17 protein-coding genes and 1 pseudogene are annotated in these 22,500 nt (G+C 41.6%); 9 read left to right on the forward strand and 9 right to left on the reverse strand.

All coding sequences use genetic code 11. The features are described 5' to 3' along the window. Positions 1-145 precede the first annotated feature (145 nt). Both V7K85_RS14095 and V7K85_RS14100 read left to right on the forward strand, forming a co-directional pair. Positions 146-583, forward strand: coding sequence for a DUF6918 family protein (locus V7K85_RS14095; protein WP_334814271.1), 438 nt, complete (start codon positions 146-148; stop codon positions 581-583). A 1,068-nt stretch (positions 584-1,651) separates the two neighbouring features. Next, entirely contained in the window at positions 1,652-2,569 is a 918-nt protein-coding gene (locus V7K85_RS14100) for a M23 family metallopeptidase (protein ID WP_334814272.1), read from the forward strand. Positions 2,570-3,023: 454 nt separating this feature from the next. Here the strand turns inward: V7K85_RS14100 and V7K85_RS14105 are convergent, their stop codons facing one another. Both V7K85_RS14105 and V7K85_RS14110 read right to left on the reverse strand, forming a co-directional pair. Next, positions 3,024-3,791, reverse strand: coding sequence for a circadian clock KaiB family protein (locus V7K85_RS14105; protein WP_334814273.1), 768 nt, complete (start codon positions 3,789-3,791; stop codon positions 3,024-3,026). A gap of 305 nt (positions 3,792-4,096) precedes the next feature. Further along, a complete protein-coding gene (locus V7K85_RS14110; RefSeq protein WP_334814274.1) occupies positions 4,097-5,380 on the reverse strand; it encodes a type IV pilus twitching motility protein PilT in 1,284 nt (427 codons plus the stop codon). Between the two features lie 732 nt (positions 5,381-6,112). Between V7K85_RS14110 and V7K85_RS14115 the strand changes: the two genes are divergently transcribed. Further along, entirely contained in the window at positions 6,113-6,487 is a 375-nt protein-coding gene (locus tag V7K85_RS14115) for a hypothetical protein (RefSeq protein ID WP_334814355.1), read from the forward strand. Positions 6,488-6,792: 305 nt separating this feature from the next. Further along, a complete protein-coding gene (gene wecB, locus V7K85_RS14120) occupies positions 6,793-7,923 on the forward strand; it encodes a non-hydrolyzing UDP-N-acetylglucosamine 2-epimerase (RefSeq protein ID WP_334814275.1) in 1,131 nt (376 codons plus the stop codon). A gap of 685 nt (positions 7,924-8,608) precedes the next feature. On the opposite strand, the gene V7K85_RS14125 is transcribed toward wecB, so the two are convergent. The 5 genes from V7K85_RS14125 to V7K85_RS14145 form a co-directional block, all read right to left on the reverse strand. Next, the gene (locus V7K85_RS14125) at positions 8,609-9,277 is read right to left on the reverse strand and encodes a peptidoglycan-binding domain-containing protein (protein ID WP_334814276.1); all 669 of its coding nucleotides are present in this window, start codon (positions 9,275-9,277) and stop codon (positions 8,609-8,611) included. Between the two features lie 270 nt (positions 9,278-9,547). Continuing rightward, positions 9,548-9,958: a response regulator gene (locus V7K85_RS14130; RefSeq protein ID WP_334814277.1), complete on the reverse strand. Its 411-nt coding sequence runs from the start codon at positions 9,956-9,958 to the stop codon at positions 9,548-9,550. Between the two features lie 195 nt (positions 9,959-10,153). Further along, positions 10,154-10,864 (reverse strand): Crp/Fnr family transcriptional regulator, encoded by a 711-nt coding sequence (locus V7K85_RS14135; protein ID WP_334814278.1) that lies wholly within the window; start codon positions 10,862-10,864, stop codon positions 10,154-10,156. A gap of 81 nt (positions 10,865-10,945) precedes the next feature. After that, complete coding sequence (locus V7K85_RS14140) at positions 10,946-11,692, reverse strand: Crp/Fnr family transcriptional regulator (RefSeq protein WP_334814279.1); 747 nt, start codon at positions 11,690-11,692, stop codon at positions 10,946-10,948. A gap of 136 nt (positions 11,693-11,828) precedes the next feature. Beyond that, the gene (locus tag V7K85_RS14145; protein ID WP_334814280.1) at positions 11,829-12,572 is read right to left on the reverse strand and encodes a Crp/Fnr family transcriptional regulator; all 744 of its coding nucleotides are present in this window, start codon (positions 12,570-12,572) and stop codon (positions 11,829-11,831) included. Positions 12,573-13,208: 636 nt separating this feature from the next. Between V7K85_RS14145 and V7K85_RS14150 the strand changes: the two are divergent. The 5 genes and pseudogenes from V7K85_RS14150 (at position 13,209) to V7K85_RS14170 (ending at position 17,800) form a co-directional block, all read left to right on the forward strand. After that, positions 13,209-14,246, forward strand: a pseudogene (locus V7K85_RS14150) (NADP(H)-dependent aldo-keto reductase). A 168-nt stretch (positions 14,247-14,414) separates the two neighbouring features. Beyond that, entirely contained in the window at positions 14,415-15,467 is a 1,053-nt protein-coding gene (locus V7K85_RS14155) for an aliphatic sulfonate ABC transporter substrate-binding protein (protein ID WP_334814281.1), read from the forward strand. 319 nt (positions 15,468-15,786) lie between these two features. Further along, the gene (locus tag V7K85_RS14160) at positions 15,787-16,554 is read left to right on the forward strand and encodes an aryl-sulfate sulfotransferase (protein ID WP_334814282.1); all 768 of its coding nucleotides are present in this window, start codon (positions 15,787-15,789) and stop codon (positions 16,552-16,554) included. Then, on the forward strand, positions 16,551-16,874 hold the full coding sequence (locus V7K85_RS14165) for a hypothetical protein (protein ID WP_334814283.1): 324 nt from the start codon (positions 16,551-16,553) through the stop codon (positions 16,872-16,874). Before V7K85_RS14160 ends, V7K85_RS14165 begins: the two co-directional genes overlap by 4 nt. Positions 16,875-17,128: 254 nt before the next feature. Then, positions 17,129-17,800, forward strand: a complete 672-nt coding sequence (locus V7K85_RS14170; RefSeq protein WP_334814284.1) for a glutathione S-transferase family protein — start codon at positions 17,129-17,131, stop codon at positions 17,798-17,800. A gap of 124 nt (positions 17,801-17,924) precedes the next feature. On the opposite strand, the gene V7K85_RS14175 is transcribed toward V7K85_RS14170, so the two are convergent. Together V7K85_RS14175 and nrdJ are read right to left on the reverse strand one after the other, a co-directional pair. Beyond that, the gene (locus V7K85_RS14175; protein WP_334814285.1) at positions 17,925-18,944 is read right to left on the reverse strand and encodes a zinc-dependent alcohol dehydrogenase family protein; all 1,020 of its coding nucleotides are present in this window, start codon (positions 18,942-18,944) and stop codon (positions 17,925-17,927) included. Positions 18,945-19,146: 202 nt separating this feature from the next. Next, positions 19,147-22,434, reverse strand: a complete 3,288-nt coding sequence (gene nrdJ, locus V7K85_RS14180; protein WP_334814286.1) for a ribonucleoside-triphosphate reductase, adenosylcobalamin-dependent — start codon at positions 22,432-22,434, stop codon at positions 19,147-19,149. Between the last annotated feature and the right edge of the window lie 66 nt (positions 22,435-22,500).

Below are 22,500 nucleotides of genomic sequence, written 5' to 3' on the forward strand. Positions count from 1 at the left end.
ATGCAACACTTGGCTATCGCTTCATGCAGCATGAGATTTTTAACTTCTCAGACATCCTCTAACTCTGATACCATTTTCTGTAATTTCCTGCTTGCTAAAAAAATTAGTCGAATAGAAATTAAGTAATTAGATAAGGAAGAGTGAAATGGGACTTAACGACGGACTTTTGAACCCGACTAAAAAGGCTATGGTCGTAGATGACTGTTGCAAGATGATAGAAGGACAGCTTGCAGCCAAGTCAGGTATGAGCGGTATCGCTTTGAAAACTGCCTTCGCCGCCCTCAAGGGGGTTAAGCCAGGGTATATCCCCTACGTCGTTGAGCAAATCCTGCCGCAGTGCTTTACGGCACTTGATCCCGTCTGGAGTGAAGGCGTAGAGAAAGGCAATCCAATTGAACACCTGAGTGCGAATCGCTCTCATACGGCAGACGCGCTACTGGGTGTTACTGATGCCAGAGTCAAGGACGTAAAGCGCCAAATTGTGCGAGGAACCTATGAAAAACTTCGCGGTTCAGCCAAAAAGCACGTAGAAGAAGCAGTGCCAGACTTAGCCAAAGTAATTGATAATTACACTAAGTCCTGAGCCAGAAGGGAAGAATCACAATAAACGTATGCCGCCGTTCGATATATCGGTGGCTGGCATACGGAGCATATATTATACTTGTAAATTCAAAGTGTTTGGCGAGAGTCTTAGAGATGCGATAACTCAATACGCTTGGGTTAAGGATAATTGTATGTTGGGTTTCACTACGTTCAACCCAACAAAGTCCCGAAAATGTTGGGTTTCGTTCCTCAAACGCCACTTGTTAAAGAGCGGGAACGCTAAGAGCGAACAACGGGGGGAAAATACGCAACGCAGTGGCTACCCAACCTACGTAGGTTAAGGTTTTTGGCTTTAACCCAAGCGTATTGTGCCATAGCTACTAAATAGAAAAAGTGCAGCAGTTATTTGAGGTAGATACTGCACCGTTCAAATGCTGAAATTTTTATTGGCTTGTCAGCAGTTGTAATTAAAAGTTGCAAATTAATATAGCGCTTCTGATTTGAATGAGATACAAAGTAGGGATGCATAGTTGATCATTGATGTCAACTTAAGTGAAAGCCAGTATAAAACCAGCTTTTAGAGATTGTCTCGAAAACAAGTCTCTGATTCTTAATGCCTAATGGGAGACTCCGCCTCTTGACTTGAAAAAGAGCCGTAATCAGGAGCATTAAGAGCTAGAGGCTCTTAACGAGGTTTTAAAGGGGTTTAGGCTGAAGTTGACACGGATGATAGCTGATTAGTGTCAACTTAATCAGAAGGCTTAATATCCGTGAAACATGCGCCAGGTAAAAAGCTGATTGTTCAAGGAGAAAATTTCGAGCGTTTAAAACAGAGATTGTCCGAACCACAAGGATTTCACAGCTATAGTCAAATTCAACAATGGCTATAAACCGAGTTGGGACTTAACATGGCGTATAAAACGGTTTATCAGTTAGTTCCTTACCAACTCAAAGTCAAACTAAAAGTTCTTCGTCCTCAAAGCACTAAACAGCACCCACAAAGTCAGTCTTACTTTAAAAATTTAATTTCCTGATATTTACCGAGTCAGCTTGAAACAGAAAATAATCAGAAACTATCTGAATTATTGTTTTAATCGGCTTGCAACTTATGAAAAAAGTTACCGTTTATCGATATCGTACTTATGGACTAATAATTGGGTTAATATCCTTAACCACCTTATTTAGTACAACTACATCTGCCCTAACACAGTTAGCAGGCGATTCCTCAATTGGGCAAACTCCTATCCCTGCTTCTAAGTTAATCTGGCCGACTCAAGGGTTTATTTCTCAAGGTTTCCGCAAATATCAACATGAAGGAATTGATATTGCAGGGGCATCTGGAACTCCTATTGTTGCTGCTGCATCCGGTACAGTTGTAAAAGCAGGTTGGGATGATTGGGGATTAGGTAATGCCATAACTATTAAACATCTCGATGGCAGCATTACTGTTTATGGTCACAATCGTCGTTTGTTGGTGAGCAAGGGTCAACAGGTCATTCAAGGTCAAATTATTGCCGAGATGGGATCTACAGGCAATAGTACAGCACCTCATCTGCATTTTGAAGTTCATCCAAATGGTCGAATAGCAGCTGACCCCCTTCGTCTATTGACATCCTTAACTGCAAGTGTTACCTCTGGTTCTAAAGTTCAGCAAGTGGATAACCCGAACCGCCCAGTCTCCACACCCCCAGTAGCAAAGCAAGTTTTACCTTCACAGCCAATTCCAATAGGTTTTGCACCTGTTAGCACTGATACTAAATGCAATGGTGTTACCATCATTCAGGGTGAGACTGCAAGTATTCGTGTAAAAGTCTGTGAAGAAAATGGTCAGTTGTTTTATATTGGGCAGTTGAAGCAAGACACAAGCAAGCCTATAAAAATCGCAGCTTTGAATATTGGTAAAGGCAGATATCGAGCAGATAATGGTAGTTTTTATTATTTAGTCAGCCCTGAAAAAGTGGAAGTTTGGCGAAATGGTAGTCAGATGCGTTCTGACAGTTTTTATAATTTAACGAAATCGCCATAAAATCCCTCGCAAATAGTTGTTTATAACTATCTGCATTGCAAGCGATCCCTTGAGTTGATCAATTTGCTAAGTAATTCCACAATTATCTGTATATTGCTGTAGCGATTATCAATTGTGATGCGATCGCCGGAGTTCATCTGTTAACTTTCATTTCAATATCTAATAGGGATTTTAGTTGATTGCGATTAAACTGTTGGGACTACGCCAACACTTAAAGTCAACTCGTTTCAATCCCTAATAAGGATTTTAGTTGATTGTGATAGAAGGAGTTGAGGAACTAGAAAAAGAAGACATGGAGTTTTAATCCCTAATAGGGATTTTAGTTGATTGCGATATTTTCGGTTGATGAGTTGTGAGGTTTACTGTCGCAGGCATTGCTTGCACGTAATCTACTTAAAGCAATGCCTGGGTTGGGCAACACCTACGCACTTTTATAAAGTTATCGTTATAAAACTTAAAATTTTTCCTTAGCAGCTAACATCTGTAAAATCTTTTCTACATGATCCAACTCTCCAACGATTCGTCGAATTGGGTGAGGCCAAACCTTGATAAGGGTAGGAGTTGCAGAAACCTGATTGAGTTCTGCTTGTTCCGGATGAGTTAAAACATCAATCACTTTTAGAGTATAAGGATGTCCGAGCGATCGCTCTAACAATTCGTGTAAATTTTGGAGAATGCGTTCGGTGGTACTGCTATGTCCTGCAACAAATAAACGGAGAACATAGCCTTGTGTTATTACTTCCTTTTTTTGTATTATTACTGGTTGGTGGTATTTTGGCACAGGTTCAGAAAGGTCTAGACGGACAATTAAATCGTGATCCTCCCAAAGCTGTTCAAATGAGGAACGATAAGTTGTTAACACCATGCGATCGCACAACTCCTCCTGCCAGGGAGCTGCTTGCCAGACTAACTCCCCTGTGCCAAAAATGGCATTAAGCAAAGCTTGATGTCTAATTACAGCCGGATAAGCTTCAGCAAAAGTTCGCACTTGTTGAGTGCGCGGATCTAACCAGTTGTCAATAGTCGCAGTATAACAAGGCACTAAAAAGTGCGGTGGCTCTGGCAAATCTAGGATTTCTTGCAAAGCCGAGCACAAATGCAAGTGCCATCGGCCTTGCTTGCTAGGGTCGATGCAGTAAATTAAATCTCCTCCGGGTGTAAATAGCGCAATGCCTTTAAACAACTGGGGTTTAGATAGTTTATTTGTCGTCAAGTTATTCACAGAGGCTAGGAAGCTAAAAGTAAAAAATTCTCTCTTTTACCTTTTACCTTAGCTATAACCTCAACCAGGAACACAAAGATATTTGGGATTGAGGATTGAATAGTGGGGATTGGGCATAAGGCATTGGTCAATAATTAGTAGTCATAGGAGTGAAAATGAATGTAGAGACGTTATATATAACGTCTCTACAAGGGTTTCAGGTAACGCATCATTAATTTCTGGAGATGTCTAGTAGTCAGTAATTATTCTTCCCCTACTGCCTCATCTCCCTAATCTCCCTAATCTCCAGTCCCTAGCCCCCAATCTTAAACTCGACCTCGGAGAAACTGCGCCATTTCGTTAGGAGTTGGTGACATTTCCAAAGCAGTTTCTTCAGTGATGCGACCGTCTTGATAGAGATTGAGCAACGACTGATTCATCGTAATCATGCCGTCAAAGCCAGCTTGTTTCATCAACTCGCCAATTTCATCATACTTACCGTCTTTAATCCATTCTTTAATTGCCTCAGTATTGATCAGCACATCGTGGAAAGCAGCCCGTTTACTGTCAGTTGTGCGACACAAACCTTGAGCAATTACTGCCACTAAAGATTCAGAAATTGCTACCCGCATTGCATCCTGTTCGTCACCAGAGTAGAGATTGAGAATCCGCTCAATGGTTTTGACAGCGCTATTGGTGTGCAGGGTTCCCATGACCAAGTGACCAGTCTGAGCGGCTTTTAGGGCAGTGTTAACTGTTTCCTTATCCCGCATTTCCCCCACCAGAATCAAATCTGGGTCTTCCCGCAAAGCTGCTTTCAAAGCGTTGTCAAATTTCCGGGTGTGCATTCCCACTTCCCGCTGTTTGACTAAAGACTTGCGGCTTTGATGAACAAATTCTATCGGGTCTTCAATAGTGATGATATGCTTGGCCATCTCCTTATTGATGTAGTCAACCATTGCTGCCATTGTGGTGGACTTACCAGATCCAGTGGGCCCAGTCACTAAAATTAAACCTTTGTGATGATGACAAATATCCCGAAAAATTGGGGGTAAATTCAACTGTTCCATAGTTAGGATTTTCAGCGGAATCAACCGTAATACCATTGCAGGCCCTTTGAGGGAGCCAAAAACATTAATCCGCACGCGAGCAAAATCATACTGAGTTGCTCCGTCAAATTCTAAGTGTTCTTCAAAGCGCTGAATTTCCCCCTCACTCATCACCTCCCGCAACCAACTCATCAAAGTTTCTTTATCTATTTCTGGATAATCCGTTGATTGAATTTCTCCTCGGCTGCGGAAGCGGGGTACTTCACCTACACCTAAGTGCAAGTCAGAATATCCCTGATCGTAAGCTTCCCTGATTAACTTCGCTAAAGTAAGTTGTGGACTGCTGTTTTGAGGGCGTGAACTAGGTATTGGCGGTGGACTACCCGGACGATGACCAGCAACAGGTGCGTTGGTGCTTCTATCCATTGACATATCTAATGTTTGTGTCATTTGCCGCTGCGTACTAGAGGTTGGCGGTGGTGGCGGCATTGGTGGCGGCATTGGTGGCAGGTTACGTCCGGCAGCAGAGTTAGAATTTAATGGAGACTGTAATTCTGTCATATATCTTCACATTTGGCAGTTAAAAAGTTGAATTAGCGAGAAGTCAAGTCACTTGCTTCGATGACTTTTGGAGGATGCTTGCGTGCAAGCCCCAGCGCTGATGGGAGGCGATTGAAGCTCTAGAACCACGATCAATCCATTTTATCCACCTCAATTTGTATCTTTTTTTTCTGAGATTTCACTTCTCAGAATATTTAGAGAAATTATTTAACTTATCTAACCTGGTTTAACACACGCAGGGACTCAAAATGTATCAGTAAGAACACATAAACCTATAAGTAGGTTATAATACTTTAAATAAAAGATAAATATTCTCAGTTTTTAGATGAGAAATTTATCCCAGGCATGGATACAAATTGCCAGCAATTAACAGCACAAATACTAGCAGAGCATTTATTCAGCCCATCTATGAATTATGAGAACCGATACTAATTTTTCTAAGAAATGTTAAGTTGAATCGGAGCAATATCCTGGGGATCAAAGTTAAAGGCTTATACCTTTTAGCTTGTATACCTGAAGACAGATGCAGGAAACAAGTTTTTTTAATAGATATAAACTTGACTTTAAATTCATAATTACAAAAAATTAACTGTAAACTTTAGTAAACAAATGCTCATTTTCCCGATTAGTTTTTATATACTGAATTTCACTGAGAAACAAAATCAGTTTCCTCGCGAAAAGCGAGATATGACTGAAATTAAAATTTGTTGTGTATTTTTGGGAGGAAAAGTCATGGTTTCTGCTGAAAGCTCTAATCAAGGAAAGACCTACTCCTTGTTGATGATTAAAAGCTTTTTAATATGGACTTTTACATTAGCAGTATGCTTGTTGGTTGTCGGTTTTCCACTAGTTGTATTGATGGCTACGGTCGGATGTCTGTTGTCGATTATCTTGCAATCGGTAATGCCTGTTAGTGCTGTTTTGCTTGTAGCAGGCGCTTTAATCATGTTTAATGTTATGGCAGTTGTATTGGCTGCGGGTGTGCTAACTCTTAAAGGAGTTCATCCTAATGAAATCAAATGGTTAAGCTGGCTGCATGGAGAGACAGACCAAATGCAGACTACTGTTTATGCTGCTTGCCCTTTAACTTGTGAGATTAAAATATAGTCATTACAGGTGAATTCGACAAACAGTGCGTCTGCCCGGTTAAACCGGGTTTTTTCATGCACTTTGGGATTTTAACTTGTGAGAGCAAGATCTAGTCATTACAATTGAATTCGACAAACAATGCATTTGCCCGGTTAAGCCGGGTTTTTTCATATTTGGTCTTTATATTTATGATTTGTGTGATGATTTCCCGCTGACTATTGACTATTAATCGCTGACTATTGACTATTAATCATAGACCATTGACTATAACCATTGGCAAAGGACAGATGACTAATAAGCAAAGGACAGATGACTAATAACAAATGACTAATCAAAAACGGGTTTGCATTATCTTGGGTACTCGTCCGGAAGCGATTAAACTAGCTCCAGTGATTCAGATATTCCAGAAGTCTTCAAGTTTTGAGTTGCAAATAATTCTAACTGGACAGCATCGGGAGATGGTTGAGCAAGTTATGCACCTGTTCAACATCAAGGCAGATTATGACTTGGAAATTATGCAGGTTCAGCAATCTTTAAATGATATTACCTGCCGCAGTTTACAAGGGTTAGAAGCATTATTCCAGGTGAAAAAGCCAGATTTAGTGGTGGTGCAGGGAGACACTACTACGGCTTTTGCCGCAGCTTTGGCAGCTTTTTATCAAAAAATCCCAGTCGGTCATGTAGAAGCAGGGTTAAGAACTGATGATATATTCAATCCTTACCCAGAAGAAGCTAATCGGCGGTTGATTTCTCAAATTACTCAGTTGCACTTTGCGCCGACTCCTTGGGCTGTGGAAAACTTGCACCGTTCTGGTGTTTTGGGTGAAATTCACATGACGGGTAACACAGTAATTGATGCATTGTTGAATATAGCTGCAACCCAAGTAGTTTGTAATGTACCAGGTTTAGACTGGGATTCATATCGGGTTCTGTTAGCAACAGTTCATCGTCGGGAGAATTGGGGAGAACCTCTGTTAGCGATCGCTCAGGGGTTTTTAAAAATTTTAGATAAGTTTCCTGATACAGCTTTGCTGCTACCATTGCACCGTAATCCGACAGTGCGAGTCCCGTTGCAAGCGCTTTTAGGAAATCATCCCCGAATTTTCTTGACAGATCCTCTAGATTATGGCGAATTGGTGGGAGCAATTGGGCGATCGCATCTTTTGCTCACGGACTCTGGTGGGTTGCAGGAAGAAGCCCCCAGTTTGGGAAAACCAGTACTGGTTTTGAGGGACACCACAGAAAGACCAGAGGCTGTTGCAGCCGGTACAGCCAAACTTGTAGGCACTACGAGTGAGAACATTTTTGCAGCCGCTGCTGAGTTACTCGATGATCCAGATGCTTATCAAGCAATGGCAAATGCAATTAATCCCTTTGGCGATGGTCATGCAGCAGAGCGGATCTTGCAGATTGTGCAAAATTACTTGGGTATTTCGTCAGAAACATCAACTTAAGAACTCAGATTAAACAAAGTGCGAAATTTCTATTTTTTAGGGTACATAAAACCGGCTTTTCTCCCGGTTTTTCATTTTTTTAGTAATTTTACTAGTTATTGTACGGTGATCAGCTAAACCACATCTAGTTTGCATAATCTGAAATTGTACATTTGTTGTGGGGTGGGCGACACGAGCGCCCAATATATGCTTTGGTTTTTGTGGAGCAGCTTACCATTGACAAAAATCTTTGCAACAGATGAATCTGCTGTAGGGGGTACAGCTGTACATGCGTGTCAACTTAAGCCAAAACCGCTTTCAAACTCCCTTTCCAGCCAGAGGTTGGAAATGCTCCTGATTGCGCTGCTGCCGCGAGTAAAGGAGGCGGAGCCTCAATGAGGGGCATTCCCAGTCTCTGACTGGGAACGAGGGGAACGAGGTAATGTCTGAAAGCATTCTCGCTTACTAGCTTTCACGTTAAGTTGACACCAATGGCAGCTGTACGCCTCTATGTATCTGTATCAGGTATTTCGTGAAATGGTATGAGGTTGTATTACCCATCTGATAACAGGCGAGGCACTTCGTCCCTTGCGCGGCGACCATAAGAGAAGTTTTGATCTAACACTTCCTGAACTTCTGACTTCTCTCCATCCTACAAGAAAACAGGTAGAACTTGGAAAGGAGATTTTCAAAGGGTGGCTTCTGGCTAAATACCTAGAGCTACTCGAGTTTCAGGGCCCACGACACCATCTACAAGTAGACCTTTACTTGCCTGAAAGCTTCGGACTCGGCTAACAGTTTCTGGACCGTAAATTCCATCAATTGTGAGATTACCTAAAGCTGTTTGAACGTCTTTTACAAGTAGACCTTTAGAACCAGGAGTCAGAATCACCGAACCACCAACACCACCAGGTCTAGTCGCAGGAAGATTGTTAGGTTTATCACCAATCCATCGGGCAAAAACGTATCTACCCGTAGAAAGCCTAGCATAACCGTTTTCATATCTTTCAATTGCTGGAAGTGTTGCACCATTTGATACACAGTCCACATATGAGTAGTTGGTGCTTGGGCCTGTACGGATACGTAAACAACTGCCGTTAGTTTTTACATATGCAGCCGAACTCATTTGAATTTGGGTAGCAGCAACAAGTAATACACCAACGCCAGCTAAAGCTAACCAAGCTGAAGATTTAAGCAGTTTTTTCCAATTGAATTTAGATTTGCTGTTTTCAGATGCCTCTTCTTTAGTAATAACTATGTCAGAAGATTTAAGAGGTTTTTTCCAATTCCATTGAGATTTAGGGGAATTGTATGCGGTGTTTCCAGATGCCTCTTCTTGAGCAATAAACATGTGGGAATAAGCAAGATATTCCATAATATGCTCCTTTATATGAAAAAATGAGTATTCACAGAGAAATACTTGACTTTTCTCTGTATATATTCTTAGTATATTTTATATCACTGTGTTTTAAAAAGATTTTTACTGGTAGCGAAATTAAGAAAAAATAAAATTAGTCAAAAGATTCCTGAGAAAATGCGATGTCTGTCTTGGACTTTTCAAGACAGACATCACCTTCTCAAAATAAATAAAATTGAGTTAAAGCTTTCTTGCTTACTGGCTTCTGCCTTGTTGCATCCAAATATCTCAAGCGTATTGTTCGAGTCCAGTTAAACTAGCAACCACAGAAGCTAACTCGTCTAAGTCTATTGGCTTGCATCGGTATATATCATAACCTGCTAATAATGCACAATTACGGTCTTCGTCAAAAGCAGATGCCGTCATAGCAATAGCTGGAATCTTTCTCCCTCGCTTTGCTTCCAAATTTCTGATCTTTAAGAGCAGTGAGTAGCCGTCTTCATCTGGTAAATAAATGTCACTAATTAGGATGTCTGGTTTAAAAAATGACATTATTGCTATAGCCTCACCTGCTGAACCAGCTGTGACTATCTCTGCTCCGTCTAATTCAAACAAAAAAGCAAGTAATGTTCTCGTATCAGGGTCGTCATCAACAACGAGCAATCGCAGACCTTTAAAATAGATCGATTGATTAGACATTATTCTCACCGTCGTCTAGCTCAAGCATTGAAAGTAGCAATCACATTAAAAAACACATGTTTGTAAATGCCATTTTATGCCTACTTTATTAAATATTAATGGAACTAATTAGCAAGCGTCTGTCCGGTTTCGGACATAGAAACTAAAAATGATTCATTGGCGATGTCTACGACGGGCTACGCCTACGCGCCTTGGCTAATAGCCCAGCAACCGAGCAAATTCGCCTTGTATAACCCCATAACACTCGCAGGAAGTTGCTGACAAATTCTCTCGGTTCAGGATACTAATATGACCACGCTGATAGCGAATAATTCCGGCTCGGCTCAGGGTCTTAGCTGCTACTGTCACACCGGAGCGCCGTACACCTAACATCTGGGCGAGAAATTCTTGGGTGAGCGGAAAATCCTCTGATTGCAAGCGGTCAGAGAGTGTCAGTAGCCAACGAGCCAGCCGCTCCTCTAGGGTATGAAAACGGTTGCAGGCACATCCTTGCGTCAATTCAGTGTATGCAGCTTGTACATAGCGCAGCAGCAGCTTTTGAATAGCTCCACCCTGATTTAACTCGGTTTTAAGTACATCTGCATCCATCTGCATAGCAGTACCTGGAACCTGCACAAACGCTTTTGTGGTTGTTGTGTTCTCTCCTAAAATTACTGGGATACCCACCATCCCTTCACTGCTCACTATTCCAACTTCCATGATCGAGCTATCTTCCATATTAGTGACTAAAGAAATTACTCCGTGTTGGGGAAAATAGACGTATGCGATCGGTTCTTTTGATTCGTAAATGACTTGCCGAAGCGAAAGCGAAACTAACTTCAGGTGTGGAACAAGACGCTGATAATCACTAGTTGGCAAAGCCGCGAGTAACCTATTTACTTGCGGCTTAAAAATGTTTTCGCTCACTGAACATTAAAATATAAATTTGCTTAAATATAGTTTAAATTAAGTTATTTTTGCGAGTCTGTTCGGTTTCGCACACATAATTCAAAAAAGTTTTTTGGCTAGGTTACTAGACTTTTTGCCCAGTAACCTAGCCAATTCGTTTTGTATGACTTGATAACACTCGCAGGAAGTTGCTTCGAGATCCTCACGGTTCAAGATGTTAATATTACCACGGTGGTAGTTGATCATTCCGGCTCGGCTGAGGGTGCTAGCTGCTACTGTCACACCAGAACGACGTACACCTAGCATCTGAGCGATAAATTCTTGCGTAAGCGGAAAATCTTCTGATTCCATACGGTCAGAGACTGTCAGTAGCCAGCGAGCTAACCGTTCGTCCAGTGTATGCAGACGGTTACAGGCAGCTGTTTGCACCAGTTCAGAATATACAGCTTGTACGTAGCACAGCAGGATGGTTTGAAGCGCTTCGCCCCGTTTGAACTCGGCTTTAAGTATATCTGCATTCATCTGCATAGCAATGCCTGGAATCTGGACAAATGATGTTGTGGTTGTGATCCTGTTTCCTAAAATTACTGGGATACCAACCATGCCTTCACTGCTCACTATCCCAACTTCCGCCGTTGAGCCATCTTCCATAGTGGTAACTATAGAAACCATTCCCTTCTCAGGAAAATAGACATGTGTGATCGGTTCGCCTGCTTCGTAAAGGACTTGCGGAATTTCGAGCGCAATTAGCTTTAGATGGGGGACAAGACGCTGATAATCACTGGCTGGCAAAGCTGCGAGCAGCTTATTTGATGGTTGCTGAAAGAGGTTTTTATCTAATGGCATTAGAAGCCACTCTCCTTAACGTAGGTGACTTTAGAAAAGCCAACTCAGGGCACAAGGAAAGGATTTAAGGATCAGATCCTAATGTCAAAAGGTGCATTCCCTAAAGAAACACGGGAACAGTCTAGAAAACCTTAAATTAACACACTTCCTTAAGTCTGTGCGATACCGTACATAAAAGTTTTAAAAAATTATTTTCTAGAATCTGATAACATTCACAGGAGGTTTTTTCTAAAGCCTCTCGATTCAGGATCTTAATCTGACCACGGTGGTAGGCGATCATTCCAGCTTGGCTCAGGGTGCTAGTTGCTTCGCCGGCATCAGCGCTATGTACACCCAGTATCTGTGAGATAAATTCTTGGGTAAGCGGAAATTCCTTTGATTCCAGACAGTCAGAAACTGTCAGCAGCCAACGAGCCAGCCGCTCCTCTAGCTGATGAAGACGGTTGCAGGCAGATTCTTGTACTATTTGAGTGTATACACCTTGGACATAGCGCAACAGCAGGCTTTGAAGCGCTGCACCCCGATTAAACTCGCTTCTGAGTATATCTGCATCGAGCTGCATGGCAGTGTCTGGAATCTGCACCAATGCTGTTGTGGTTGTGATGTTGTCTCCTAAAATTACGGGCATACCCACCATGCCTTCATTACTCACTATCCCAACTTCCACAGTCGAGCCATCTTCCATAGTGGTAACTATAGAAACTACTGCTTTATTAGGAAAATAGACCTGTGTGATCGGTTCGCCTGCTTCGTAAAGGACTTGCCGATTTGATAGCGGAATCAGCTTCAGGTGGGGAACAAGACGCTGATAATCACTGGCTGGCAGAGCTGCAAGCAACTTATTTGCTGGTTGTTCAAGGGCATTTTTGTCTAATGACATTGGAATTTTCCTGAATGTAGCCGTCTCTAGAAAATACTTATTACTTAAATCAGATTGCTATAGATATGAGTATTGTTAGAAGCGATCGCAGCAAAAATTCCTAGTTATGCAAGTACTTAAAACCCTAAGTCTTTGTTATTGCTACTAGCTATTGTGAACTCTTCTAAATAATACTAGTATGTTATTATACCATAAACTTAAGTTATTTAGAAATAAATATATCAATATAAACATTTGTTAAGACTTAATTATAGAAAAATTTTAAGAATTTCTGATATACTACGGTAAATTGATTGAGTAACAGTAGTATTAATTCTGGCTAAAACAGCCTATTTCACAAAAACTCAATAAAAGCAAGTATTTTCTACTACAATTTTAGATTTTTTCTTACTCCCAACTAACTTACTTATCTGGTTCATCTATGCAATAATAAACAACCATATCCATTTAATACGTTTTGTCTATCGGTTTACGGTAGTATGTGCATAATATTAATTTTGTGAAAAAATTATATTGGTTTATTGTCAAATTAAGTGTCGTTTGGAGCTAATGTATCTAAAAATAGCGTCCTGAGAAAAAAGCAAATATCCAACAAAAATATCACTTTTGAATCAACTGAAAAGCAACGCAAAAATTATGAAGTATAACCAACTTGGCAAGAGTGACTTAAAAGTTTCTGAAATTTGTTTGGGCACTATGACATACGGAGAGCAAAATACCATTGAAGAAGCCCACGAGCAGCTAAATTATTCTATTGCCCAAGGAGTTAACTTTATTGATACGGCTGAGATGTACCCTGTGCCAACGAGTGGCGAAACTTATGGATTAACTGAAACTTATATTGGGGAATGGTTAAAACGTCAACAAAGAGATCAACTGATTATAGCTACTAAGATTGCTGGGCCTGGTCGAGGCTTTAAATGGTTACGTGGTGGAGCCAAAGCAATTGATCGTGATAATATCAAACAAGCTGTAGACGATAGTCTAAAAAGATTACAAACAGATTATATTGATCTGTACCAAATTCACTGGCCCGATCGCTACGTGCCACGGTTTGGACAAACGGTGTTCGATCCGACTCAGGTGGCATAAACGGTTCCTATTACTGAACAGCTAGCCGTTTTTGCTGATGTAATTAAGGCAGGTAAAATTCGCTATATCGGTTTGAGTAACGAAACCCCTTGGGGAGTCGCCCAGTTTAGTAATGCTGCTAAACAATTAGGATTACCTAAAGTTGTTTCGATTCAAAATGCTTACAACTTGCTAAATCGAGTATTTGACGGAGCCTTAGCAGAAGCAGTTTATCAAGAAGAAATTGGATTATTAGCTTATAGTCCTTTGGGATTTGGCTTCTTGACTGGCAAATACCTAAACGGCAAACCAGAGAAAGCAAGAGTCACTTTGTTTGAAAATTTTGGTCAGCGCTATTTGAAACCAAAAGTAGATCAAGCAGTAGCAGCTTATGTGGAAATTGCCAAGCGCTATCAACTAAGTTCAGCGCATCTAGCTTTAGCATTCGTGCGGAGTCGTTGGTTTGTGCATAGCACAATTATTGGTGCTACGACATTGGAACAACTCAAAGAAAATCTGGAAAGTGTAAATGTAGTTCTCGACAAAGACATTTTGGAAGAGTTGGATATAGTTCATACTCAATCTCCAAACCCTGCGCCTTAACAATTAAACATTAAAAATTAAAAATTAAAAACAAAGGAGAAATAACTAATCTCCATTGCCTCGTTACCAGGCTCCAGCCTGGTAACGCCTTTCGAGAGCCTCTGGCTCTGATTATTAATTGACCGTTTATTTGGAATTGTCTCAGTTTTATGGAGCAGTAAATCATTGATGAATAAATATCAAAATTCTCATTTGCTGTGTACCTTAAAAGCAGTAGTCTGGCTTTTACTAGCCCAATCGGGCTTGAGTTTGATAGTTTCTGGATGTAGTCTGACTAACTCTGCTAATTCCACTGTTAAATCTGTGAGTGACCATCAAGGTTCTTCAACAGCACAAAGTTCTGTACCTGAAAAACAGACAGTGGTTCGCATTGGTTATATTAAAGGAAGTCTGTCAGCGATCGCAAAAGAACGCGGGACTTTAGAGCGTGAACTAGCTCCTAAGAATATAAAAGTTGAGTGGGTTGGTACATTCCCATCTTTTGCACCTGTATTAGAAACAATCAATGCTAAAAGTTCTGATTTAGGAGCAGGCGGCGATATTGCTGGTTTGTCTGCTTTATCTGGTGGGATTAATGCTTGCATCATTGCCTACCGACCGGCTAATCGCAACTCAGAGGGGATTGTAGTTAATGCAGATTCTCCCATTCGGAAATTTGATGATCTTATTGGTAAAAAGGTCATTGTGAATCGAGGTGGAATCAGCGAACATTTGCTATTGAAACTATTAGAAAAAGAAAATATCCCCAAAGATAAAGTAAGTCGCGTTTACATGAAACCTGATGAAGCCCTACCCGCTTGGGCATCGCATCATGTCGATGCTTGGGCAGTTTGGGACCCTTGGGTTGCTAGTGCTGAAATCAACTACAATGCCCGCCAAATTCCTTTGCCTGCACAAGTCCCGCATTACTCCCTTTATATGGTGGATAGGGATGCACTAAAAGAAAAATCTGAGGCGATTAAGGAAGTTATTGCGATTCTTGCTAAAGAGGGTGAATGGCTAAATAAACATCCGCAGGAGAATCAAAAACTATACCAAAAAGTATCAGGTTTACCGCCTGAAGTTGTGAAGCGGACATTTGAACGCCGACCTGTTGATGGAGTGCTTCCCTTAGAACCGAAAGTGATTGCCGATTTACAGAGTGCTGCTGATTGGATATACAAACAAGGAATTGTTCAGAAACGAGTAGAGGTGCGTGATGCACTTTGTCCCAGTTCTTAGAGGTTGTTTGAAAAGTAATTGGTTGTGATTTTAATTGAATTATTACCCCCCTTAATCCCCCCTTAGAAAGGGGGGAAACCAGAAAATCTAGTTCCCTGCTCAATACATCGGGGAGGGTTAGGGTGGGGTAAAAAAATATTTGATACATCAATCATGACTTTTAAAACATCCTCTTAGATTAGGGACTTCCAAATAAAAAAATATCCAAAAAACTCTCTCTTCCTCATTCCTCTGTGTTCTCTGTGTCTCTGTGGTTCGTTTATTTGGGTAATTTATTTCTTATAAATCCCTTAAAAACTAGATATTTAGTAGGTAAGATATGACTTTTACAGCAACATCAGTTGACCAAAATACTATTCGTCGTCGGGGTACTGGTTTAAAGGCTTACAATCCCGAAAAAGCCTTCAAAGGATACACACTTTTTACACCCCTAACAGGTCAAGGTGAAGTCTATCTCCTAAACCTGGAAGGAGAAGTAGTACACCAGTGGAATCTGCCTTATCCACCAGGGTTATACGGTTATCTCTTACCCAATGGCAACCTTTTTTATAACGGTAAGACTCCACCAGAAGAATCATTACGTTTTGCCTTGTGGGCTGCATTCAAAAGTGGGGTTGTTTTAGAGGCAGATCCCAAAGGGAATATTATCTGGGAATATAAGCATCCAGACCACCATCATGATGGACGCAGACTAGCCAATGGCAACACAATTCTACTAGCGATTGAAAAGATACCTCAGTCTTTGGTTAAGAGCATCAAAGGTGGCGTACCAGGTACAGAACCAGATGGTGATATCTATGCGGATGTGCTTTATGAAGTGACTCCAGCAGGTGAAATTGTTTGGACTTGGCACGCCCACGAATACCTCGATCCAGATATATTTACGATCACACCCCAGGATCATCGACATGAATGGACTCATGGGAATACTGTCGGGGAACTCGCCGATGGCAACATTATAGTCAGCTTTCGCAATATCTCTACAGTTGTCATTGTCGATCGCAAAACCGGAGAAATTATCTGGACGTTGGGTGATGACGTGCTAGCACAGCAGCACTTCCCGAACGAATTAGCTAACGGTACTTGATTTTCGACAATGGCGCACATCGCCGTCACATCGCTCTCAATTTCTCCCGTGTGATTGAAGTTAATCGCCAAACAAAAAAGATAGTTTGGGAATACATCAATCCCCACTTTGCATCTCGGAATATTCCAGGTGAGAAATCGCTGGTAACTAGTGGGGAGCAAAATACAGTCTTCCGCGCCTTCCGTTATGCACCTGAAGAAGTGCCCTGGCTTGAGGAGAAGGCAAGGGAGCAGGGGGAGCAGGGGGAGCAGGGGATAAGAAGAATAACCATGCCCAATGCCTTATACCAATTCTGTATGAAGATGCGTCAAACCAAATGAGGAACGAACCGCAAAGGACGCAAAGGACACAAAGAAAGAAAGAAATAAGAAGCTAAGGAAATTTGGCGCAGCCTTATAAAGAAATGGTATTACCTAGTAGTCAAATTTAAAAGTTTGGTTAGTGTCGAGAATTTTTTACGCTACATTCGCTTCAAAAGGATTTTGTGACACTAACAATTTAAGATTTGGGCTTTTGGATGAAAATTCAATTCCCAATGCCGATTAACAAGTGCTATTTACCAAGGAACTTAAACATGGCCCAAATCAAAGTATACAGTGCAGTTGTTTGTCCTTATGCTCACCGTACCCGCTTGGTACTCCAAGAGAAGGGCATTGACTTCGATTTGATTGAGATTGATTTGCAGAATAAGCCTGAAGGGTTTAACAAAGTTTCCCCCTATGGGAAAGTGCCTGCACTAACTCATGGTAATGAGCCAGTTTGGGAGTCAGCAGTTATTAATGAGTATCTCGATGAGGTATTTCCCAATCCACCACTGTTACCCAATAGCTCCCTTGCTAGGGCACAGGCTCGCATTTGGATCGATTTTGCTAACACTAGGTTCGTTCCCGCTTTTTCTACCCTGCTGCGGAGTTCAGATCCCCAAAAACAAGAAGAAGCTAAACAAGAACTATACAAACACCTGGAATTCATTGAAAACGAAGGTTTGGCAAAGCTATCTGGGGAAGGCCCTTACTGGTTTGGTGAATCCATAAGTTTAGTTGATTTCACCTATTTCCCCTGGTTTGAGCGTTGGGCTGCACTGAAGCAGTTTCGCGGGTTTGGAGTGCCAGAGGAATTTACCCGTCTACGCCAGTGGAAACGTGCTTTCAAAGAGCGTGAATCTGTGAAGGCGATCGCTCACTCTAAGGAATTCTACATCGAGCGATATGCTAAATTCGCTGCGCCTACTCTCGCTACTGTTTAAATAACTTTCTTTATCCTCTCGTTCCTTGGCTGCTGCCAAGGAATGGGTTTCTGGAGGCTCCGCCTCTTTAGACTTGAGGCAGCAGCCCACATGAATGCATTCCCACGCAGAGCATGGGAACGAGTTAATTAGGAATTAGGTTGATAACTACTTTACCGAAGTGAGCCGCACTTTTGAGGTAATGATAAGCTTCTCGTACTTCAGTGAAGGGGAAAAGTCGATCAATAATCGGTTTGATTTGATACTCTTGCATTGTCTGATTCATCGCCTCAAATATCTCCCGACTACCAACATAAATGCCCTGAACTGTTAAACTCTTAAAAAGTATTGGCATGGGGTCAATTTCATTTCCTCTGCCTGACAATACGCCAATTAAACTAATACGTCCCCCAATACGGACTGCTTGTAATGATTTTGGCAAAGTACCTGCACCGCCTACCTCAACTACATGATCTACACCCGTGCGATTGGTTAATTGGTAAACTTGCTTTTCCCAATCTGGCGTTGTTTTGTAGTTAATTATTTCGTCAGCACCAAGTTGTCTAGCTCGTGCTAATTTCTGATCACTGCTGGAAGTAATAATCGCTCTAGCACCATGTATCTTGGCAAACTGAAGAGCAAAAATCGAAACTCCCCCAGTACCGAGTAATAAAACACTATCACCTGCGCGAATATTGCCTTTTGTCACCAGTCCATGCCAAGCTGTGACTGCTGCACAGGGCAAAGTTGCTCCTTCAATATATGATAGGTGGTCAGGTAATATCACTAAACCATCTTGGTGTAATAGGACATACTCAGCCAGCATTCCATCGATACCGCCTCCCAGATCGGATTTCATTTTCTCTTTGGTTAAAGAGCCATAAATCCAGTTTTGGAAGAAAGTAGCAGCGACGCGATCGCCTATTTTTACCCGTGTCACACCTTCCCCCACCGCCACAACTTCCCCCGCACCGTCACACAGGGGAATTAACGGATATTTCTGTCCAGCACCGTAAGATCCTTCGGCGACAAGTAGATCACGGTAATTTAGGGATGTTGCTTTGACTTGAATCAGAACTTGTCCCGCAGTTGGTTTTGGTTCAGGGCGATCGACTAATGCCAAGGCATCAATCCCGCCGTTGCTTTGAATTTCGTAAGCTTTCATTGGCGGACTCCTTTTGCTAAAGATCATAGTGTAGAGAAATTTTGTGCTGCTTTTCTCCACCAAAATAATTACCAAGGAGGGGAAAAGGAGAAAGGGGAAATTTGAGTTGATATAAAAAGCGGTGGTTAAATATCATATAAAACCACCGCTTTTTATTGGAATAGATAAATAGTACCTACCCGAAGTTGATAGTCATTTCGCCTTATGAACTTGGTTGCTGATCGGGAAACATACACTTATCAGAGTCACAACCACTAGGCCCAGCCTCTGTCATTTCGCCTGAATCGTAGCGGCTTAAGACTGCACAGAAATCATCTGTTTTACGCCGTGCTTTCACCTCTTGATTCAAGCGATCATAGGTTGGTTTATCTATTGGTTCAAACGGTAAACGTGGAAATGATTGCAAATCGTCAAAACGGGCTAAAAGAGCTGCTGAAATATATCCCTCATCATTCTGGATAGTTTCGTAGATCCGCTGTCCCAAAGGTTCGATTTCATCAGAGCGAAGTTCCAAAGTAGCTGATGTGTTGTGAGTCACATACCAACGTTGAACCTGGAGGACAAAATCAAATTGGGCTAAGACTGAAAACTTAGAAACATCAATTTCATCAGCTGCTGGTAAATCAGCCCAAGGTACAGAAACAGGGATTTCTACTAACCACTCACTCACCCTTTGATCAAAGGGATCGTTGAGCAAATTGCCTTGTTCATCTTTGTCTGATTGAGAGGGAATGACGTTGTAACCATAGTCAATACAAGCTAAGGCTACTGGGTCATTTTTGCCGAAGGTGATCCGGCGAATAAATCTTTGCGCTTTCGGGGGATGCCATCCTGAACTAGCATTAGTTAATAAAGCCTTAGTACCACTAGGTTGGACTGTAGTACAGCGATTTGGACGTTTGAGATTGTGGCGATCGCAGTAATCCCAAACCACCCGATGTACAATATCTTTCCAGGAACTTAGATATTTTTCTTCCTCACGCTTGAAAGCTAATCCTTGTGCAGTAGCTGGTCTTCCTTCTGCCCACCAGCGTAGCCAATCAACACCAAAAGCATGGACAAAGAAATCAAATAAACCTGTAAAAGAAACACCTACAATCGGGTCTAATTCACGGCTATATTGATAGCGTGGTTCCAGGAATTTGTGATTTAAAAGTGCTGCTACAGATAGCGCTCCAGCAGTGAAAGCCTCTTCTTGTTCTTTGTAGTTATATGGGTCGATTTGATTAAGGTGAACCTCAGACAAATTACAGTTCCCAGTTAGGGTATTACCAAATACTCCTTTATGATGTTCCGGTTCATTGAAGCAATAAGTATCGTGCAAACCTGGTAATTCTTCCACACCTCTGACTATTTGCCATTTAGCTTTGTATTTGGCGTCACATCCTTTGCTCACATCCAAACGCTGGCAAGGAATTTGTCCACAGTCAGTAATTTGCAAGTAGTATAAATCTTGACTGCGAACACCATAGTTAGTTACTGACCCTTTATGAGCGCAGAGATTTAAAGAAGAACGGATACCGCATTTAGTTAGTAATAATTGCACTCGATACGCACGTTCGTAATTAGAGATGTAAATCCTAATGCCATTACTATGTGTATTTGTGCCATCGGTATCTGCTAAACCAGCGATAAAGTGCAAAATTGCTTGGCGATTCCAACTAGCAATTACATTCAGTGATTCTGGATTTGTTTTTAAACTTTTTAAAAATTCTCCGGAAAAACCTAAGTCTGTTACATCTGTAAAAGTCGGTAAGCAGTCATAGTTTCTTTCAGGATACTTACTTCCGATTACAGATAAAGCTGCTTTCTGTTCATATCTAATTTTGGCATTACCATTTTGGTCTGTAGTTCCATCTCCTACAGCTATTCCCAAAGTATAGGCATAACTTGGATTGATATTTAATCCATCTTCGTACTGAATAGTAAAAGGCTTAGTATGAATGTCATATCTACTAACATCCATCAAATCCTTGGTTTGTACTTCTTTGTATTCTTTACCAAATCTATCTTTCACAAAGAAGCGATGATACTCGGTTGCATCTAAGTAAGTACCATCTGCAAATTTAACTCGATACAGCTTGCGATCGCTACCAGTTTTAAAAGGTGTTACTTGGCTCCATTTTTGACCATTCCAAATCTCAATTTCACCTCCGATAACATCTTTGATTTTATGTATTCCATCTCTAGTGATGAGTAAGGTATCACCACTCACACAGTGGAAGTTAGCACCGATGATTTCTCCGCATGGATTTAAAGCATATCGCTGCAAACGATGTTCTAGCTCATTAGCGTCAAGATTTGGAAAACGTTCTTTTAACCACTGTTGTGCTGTTCCTTGTTCATAGGCTTTCAAGAAATCAATTTTTAAGTTAGCAGTTGGCAGCAAATCAATGTTTGATCGCGCTACAGCTTCACCAGCCCATTGAATCGCTCCCTCACCGCTATAATATTGTTTGCGGACGGCACCAATACATTCTTCTAAGGTTGGCTTGCGGTGAAAAACTCTGGTATGATTTGCCATCCTGAGTGCATCGCGTTCTGGATCAATTCGCCAGTTGCCACTTTCATCTTGCTGCCATAAGTTATCTTTGGCATCGGCGAACAAACTATCTTCACTAGAACCTTGCCTCATGCCAGCTGAACGCCTAATGTTGCCGGCAACAATTGTGACAGCACCTTGATCGATTAATAGACAACATTCAACTGAATTTAATTGTCGTCCTAAAGCTTTATTAAGAATAGATGCACAACCCTGATAAAGTCCAGGCAACTTTACAGGATTAGCAACTCCTCCAAAGCCGTTAAGTGTTTCTCCTGCTTTGCGGACATCGCTGATATCGACTAATACTTGTACAGACGCAAAATTTTGCGTCTCTACCTTGACAAATTGTTGATCAGTGGAGAGTTCCAACAGGGTTTGATATGATTCAACCCAACCTTCACGGCTATCTCCAACGTGAATAGTGACATTATTGCCTTCTATATGAGTTTCAGTATATTCACGCCGCTGGTGTTGAGGAGTGCTGCCAATTTCACCTTGTACGGTGACATTCAGTCGATTACGGATGGGGGGTAACTGATTAATAAATTGTGATTCTAGGACGGCTCCAGTGCCACAGCCCATCATTGCCAAATCCATCATTAATCCGAAGGCACTCCAGTCTTCGAGATTGGTAGAGGTGCAATTATAAGCGCCGGAGAAGTTCTTTGGCTTGGTTATCCAGTCTGTACCACCAACCCATAGCCAGCGCCCACTGGGCATAGCTTTCAAGTTGCGTTGCATCTGATCCAGTATGGCTGCTTCTTCTTGAGTTAGCTTTCCCAGCTTGATTAAGCCGAGTAGAGTGCGATCGCATACTTCATCCCATGTTTCCCTTAGTCCCGCCTTTGTCCGGCGGCTATAGGTTCTAAAAAATACGGGATTAGCAGCCGGTGCAGTTTCAGGAAACCTTGCACTCTGGCGTGTTCTTTCGAGATTCTGAACCATATATCAAGTGTCTTGCGTGCGGACAGATTATGACTATACGCCAAGTAGTTTGAGTATTAAAGATTG

The organism is Nostoc sp. (genome assembly GCF_036917615.1).
GTDB lineage: Bacteria > Cyanobacteriota > Cyanobacteriia > Cyanobacteriales > Nostocaceae > Nostoc.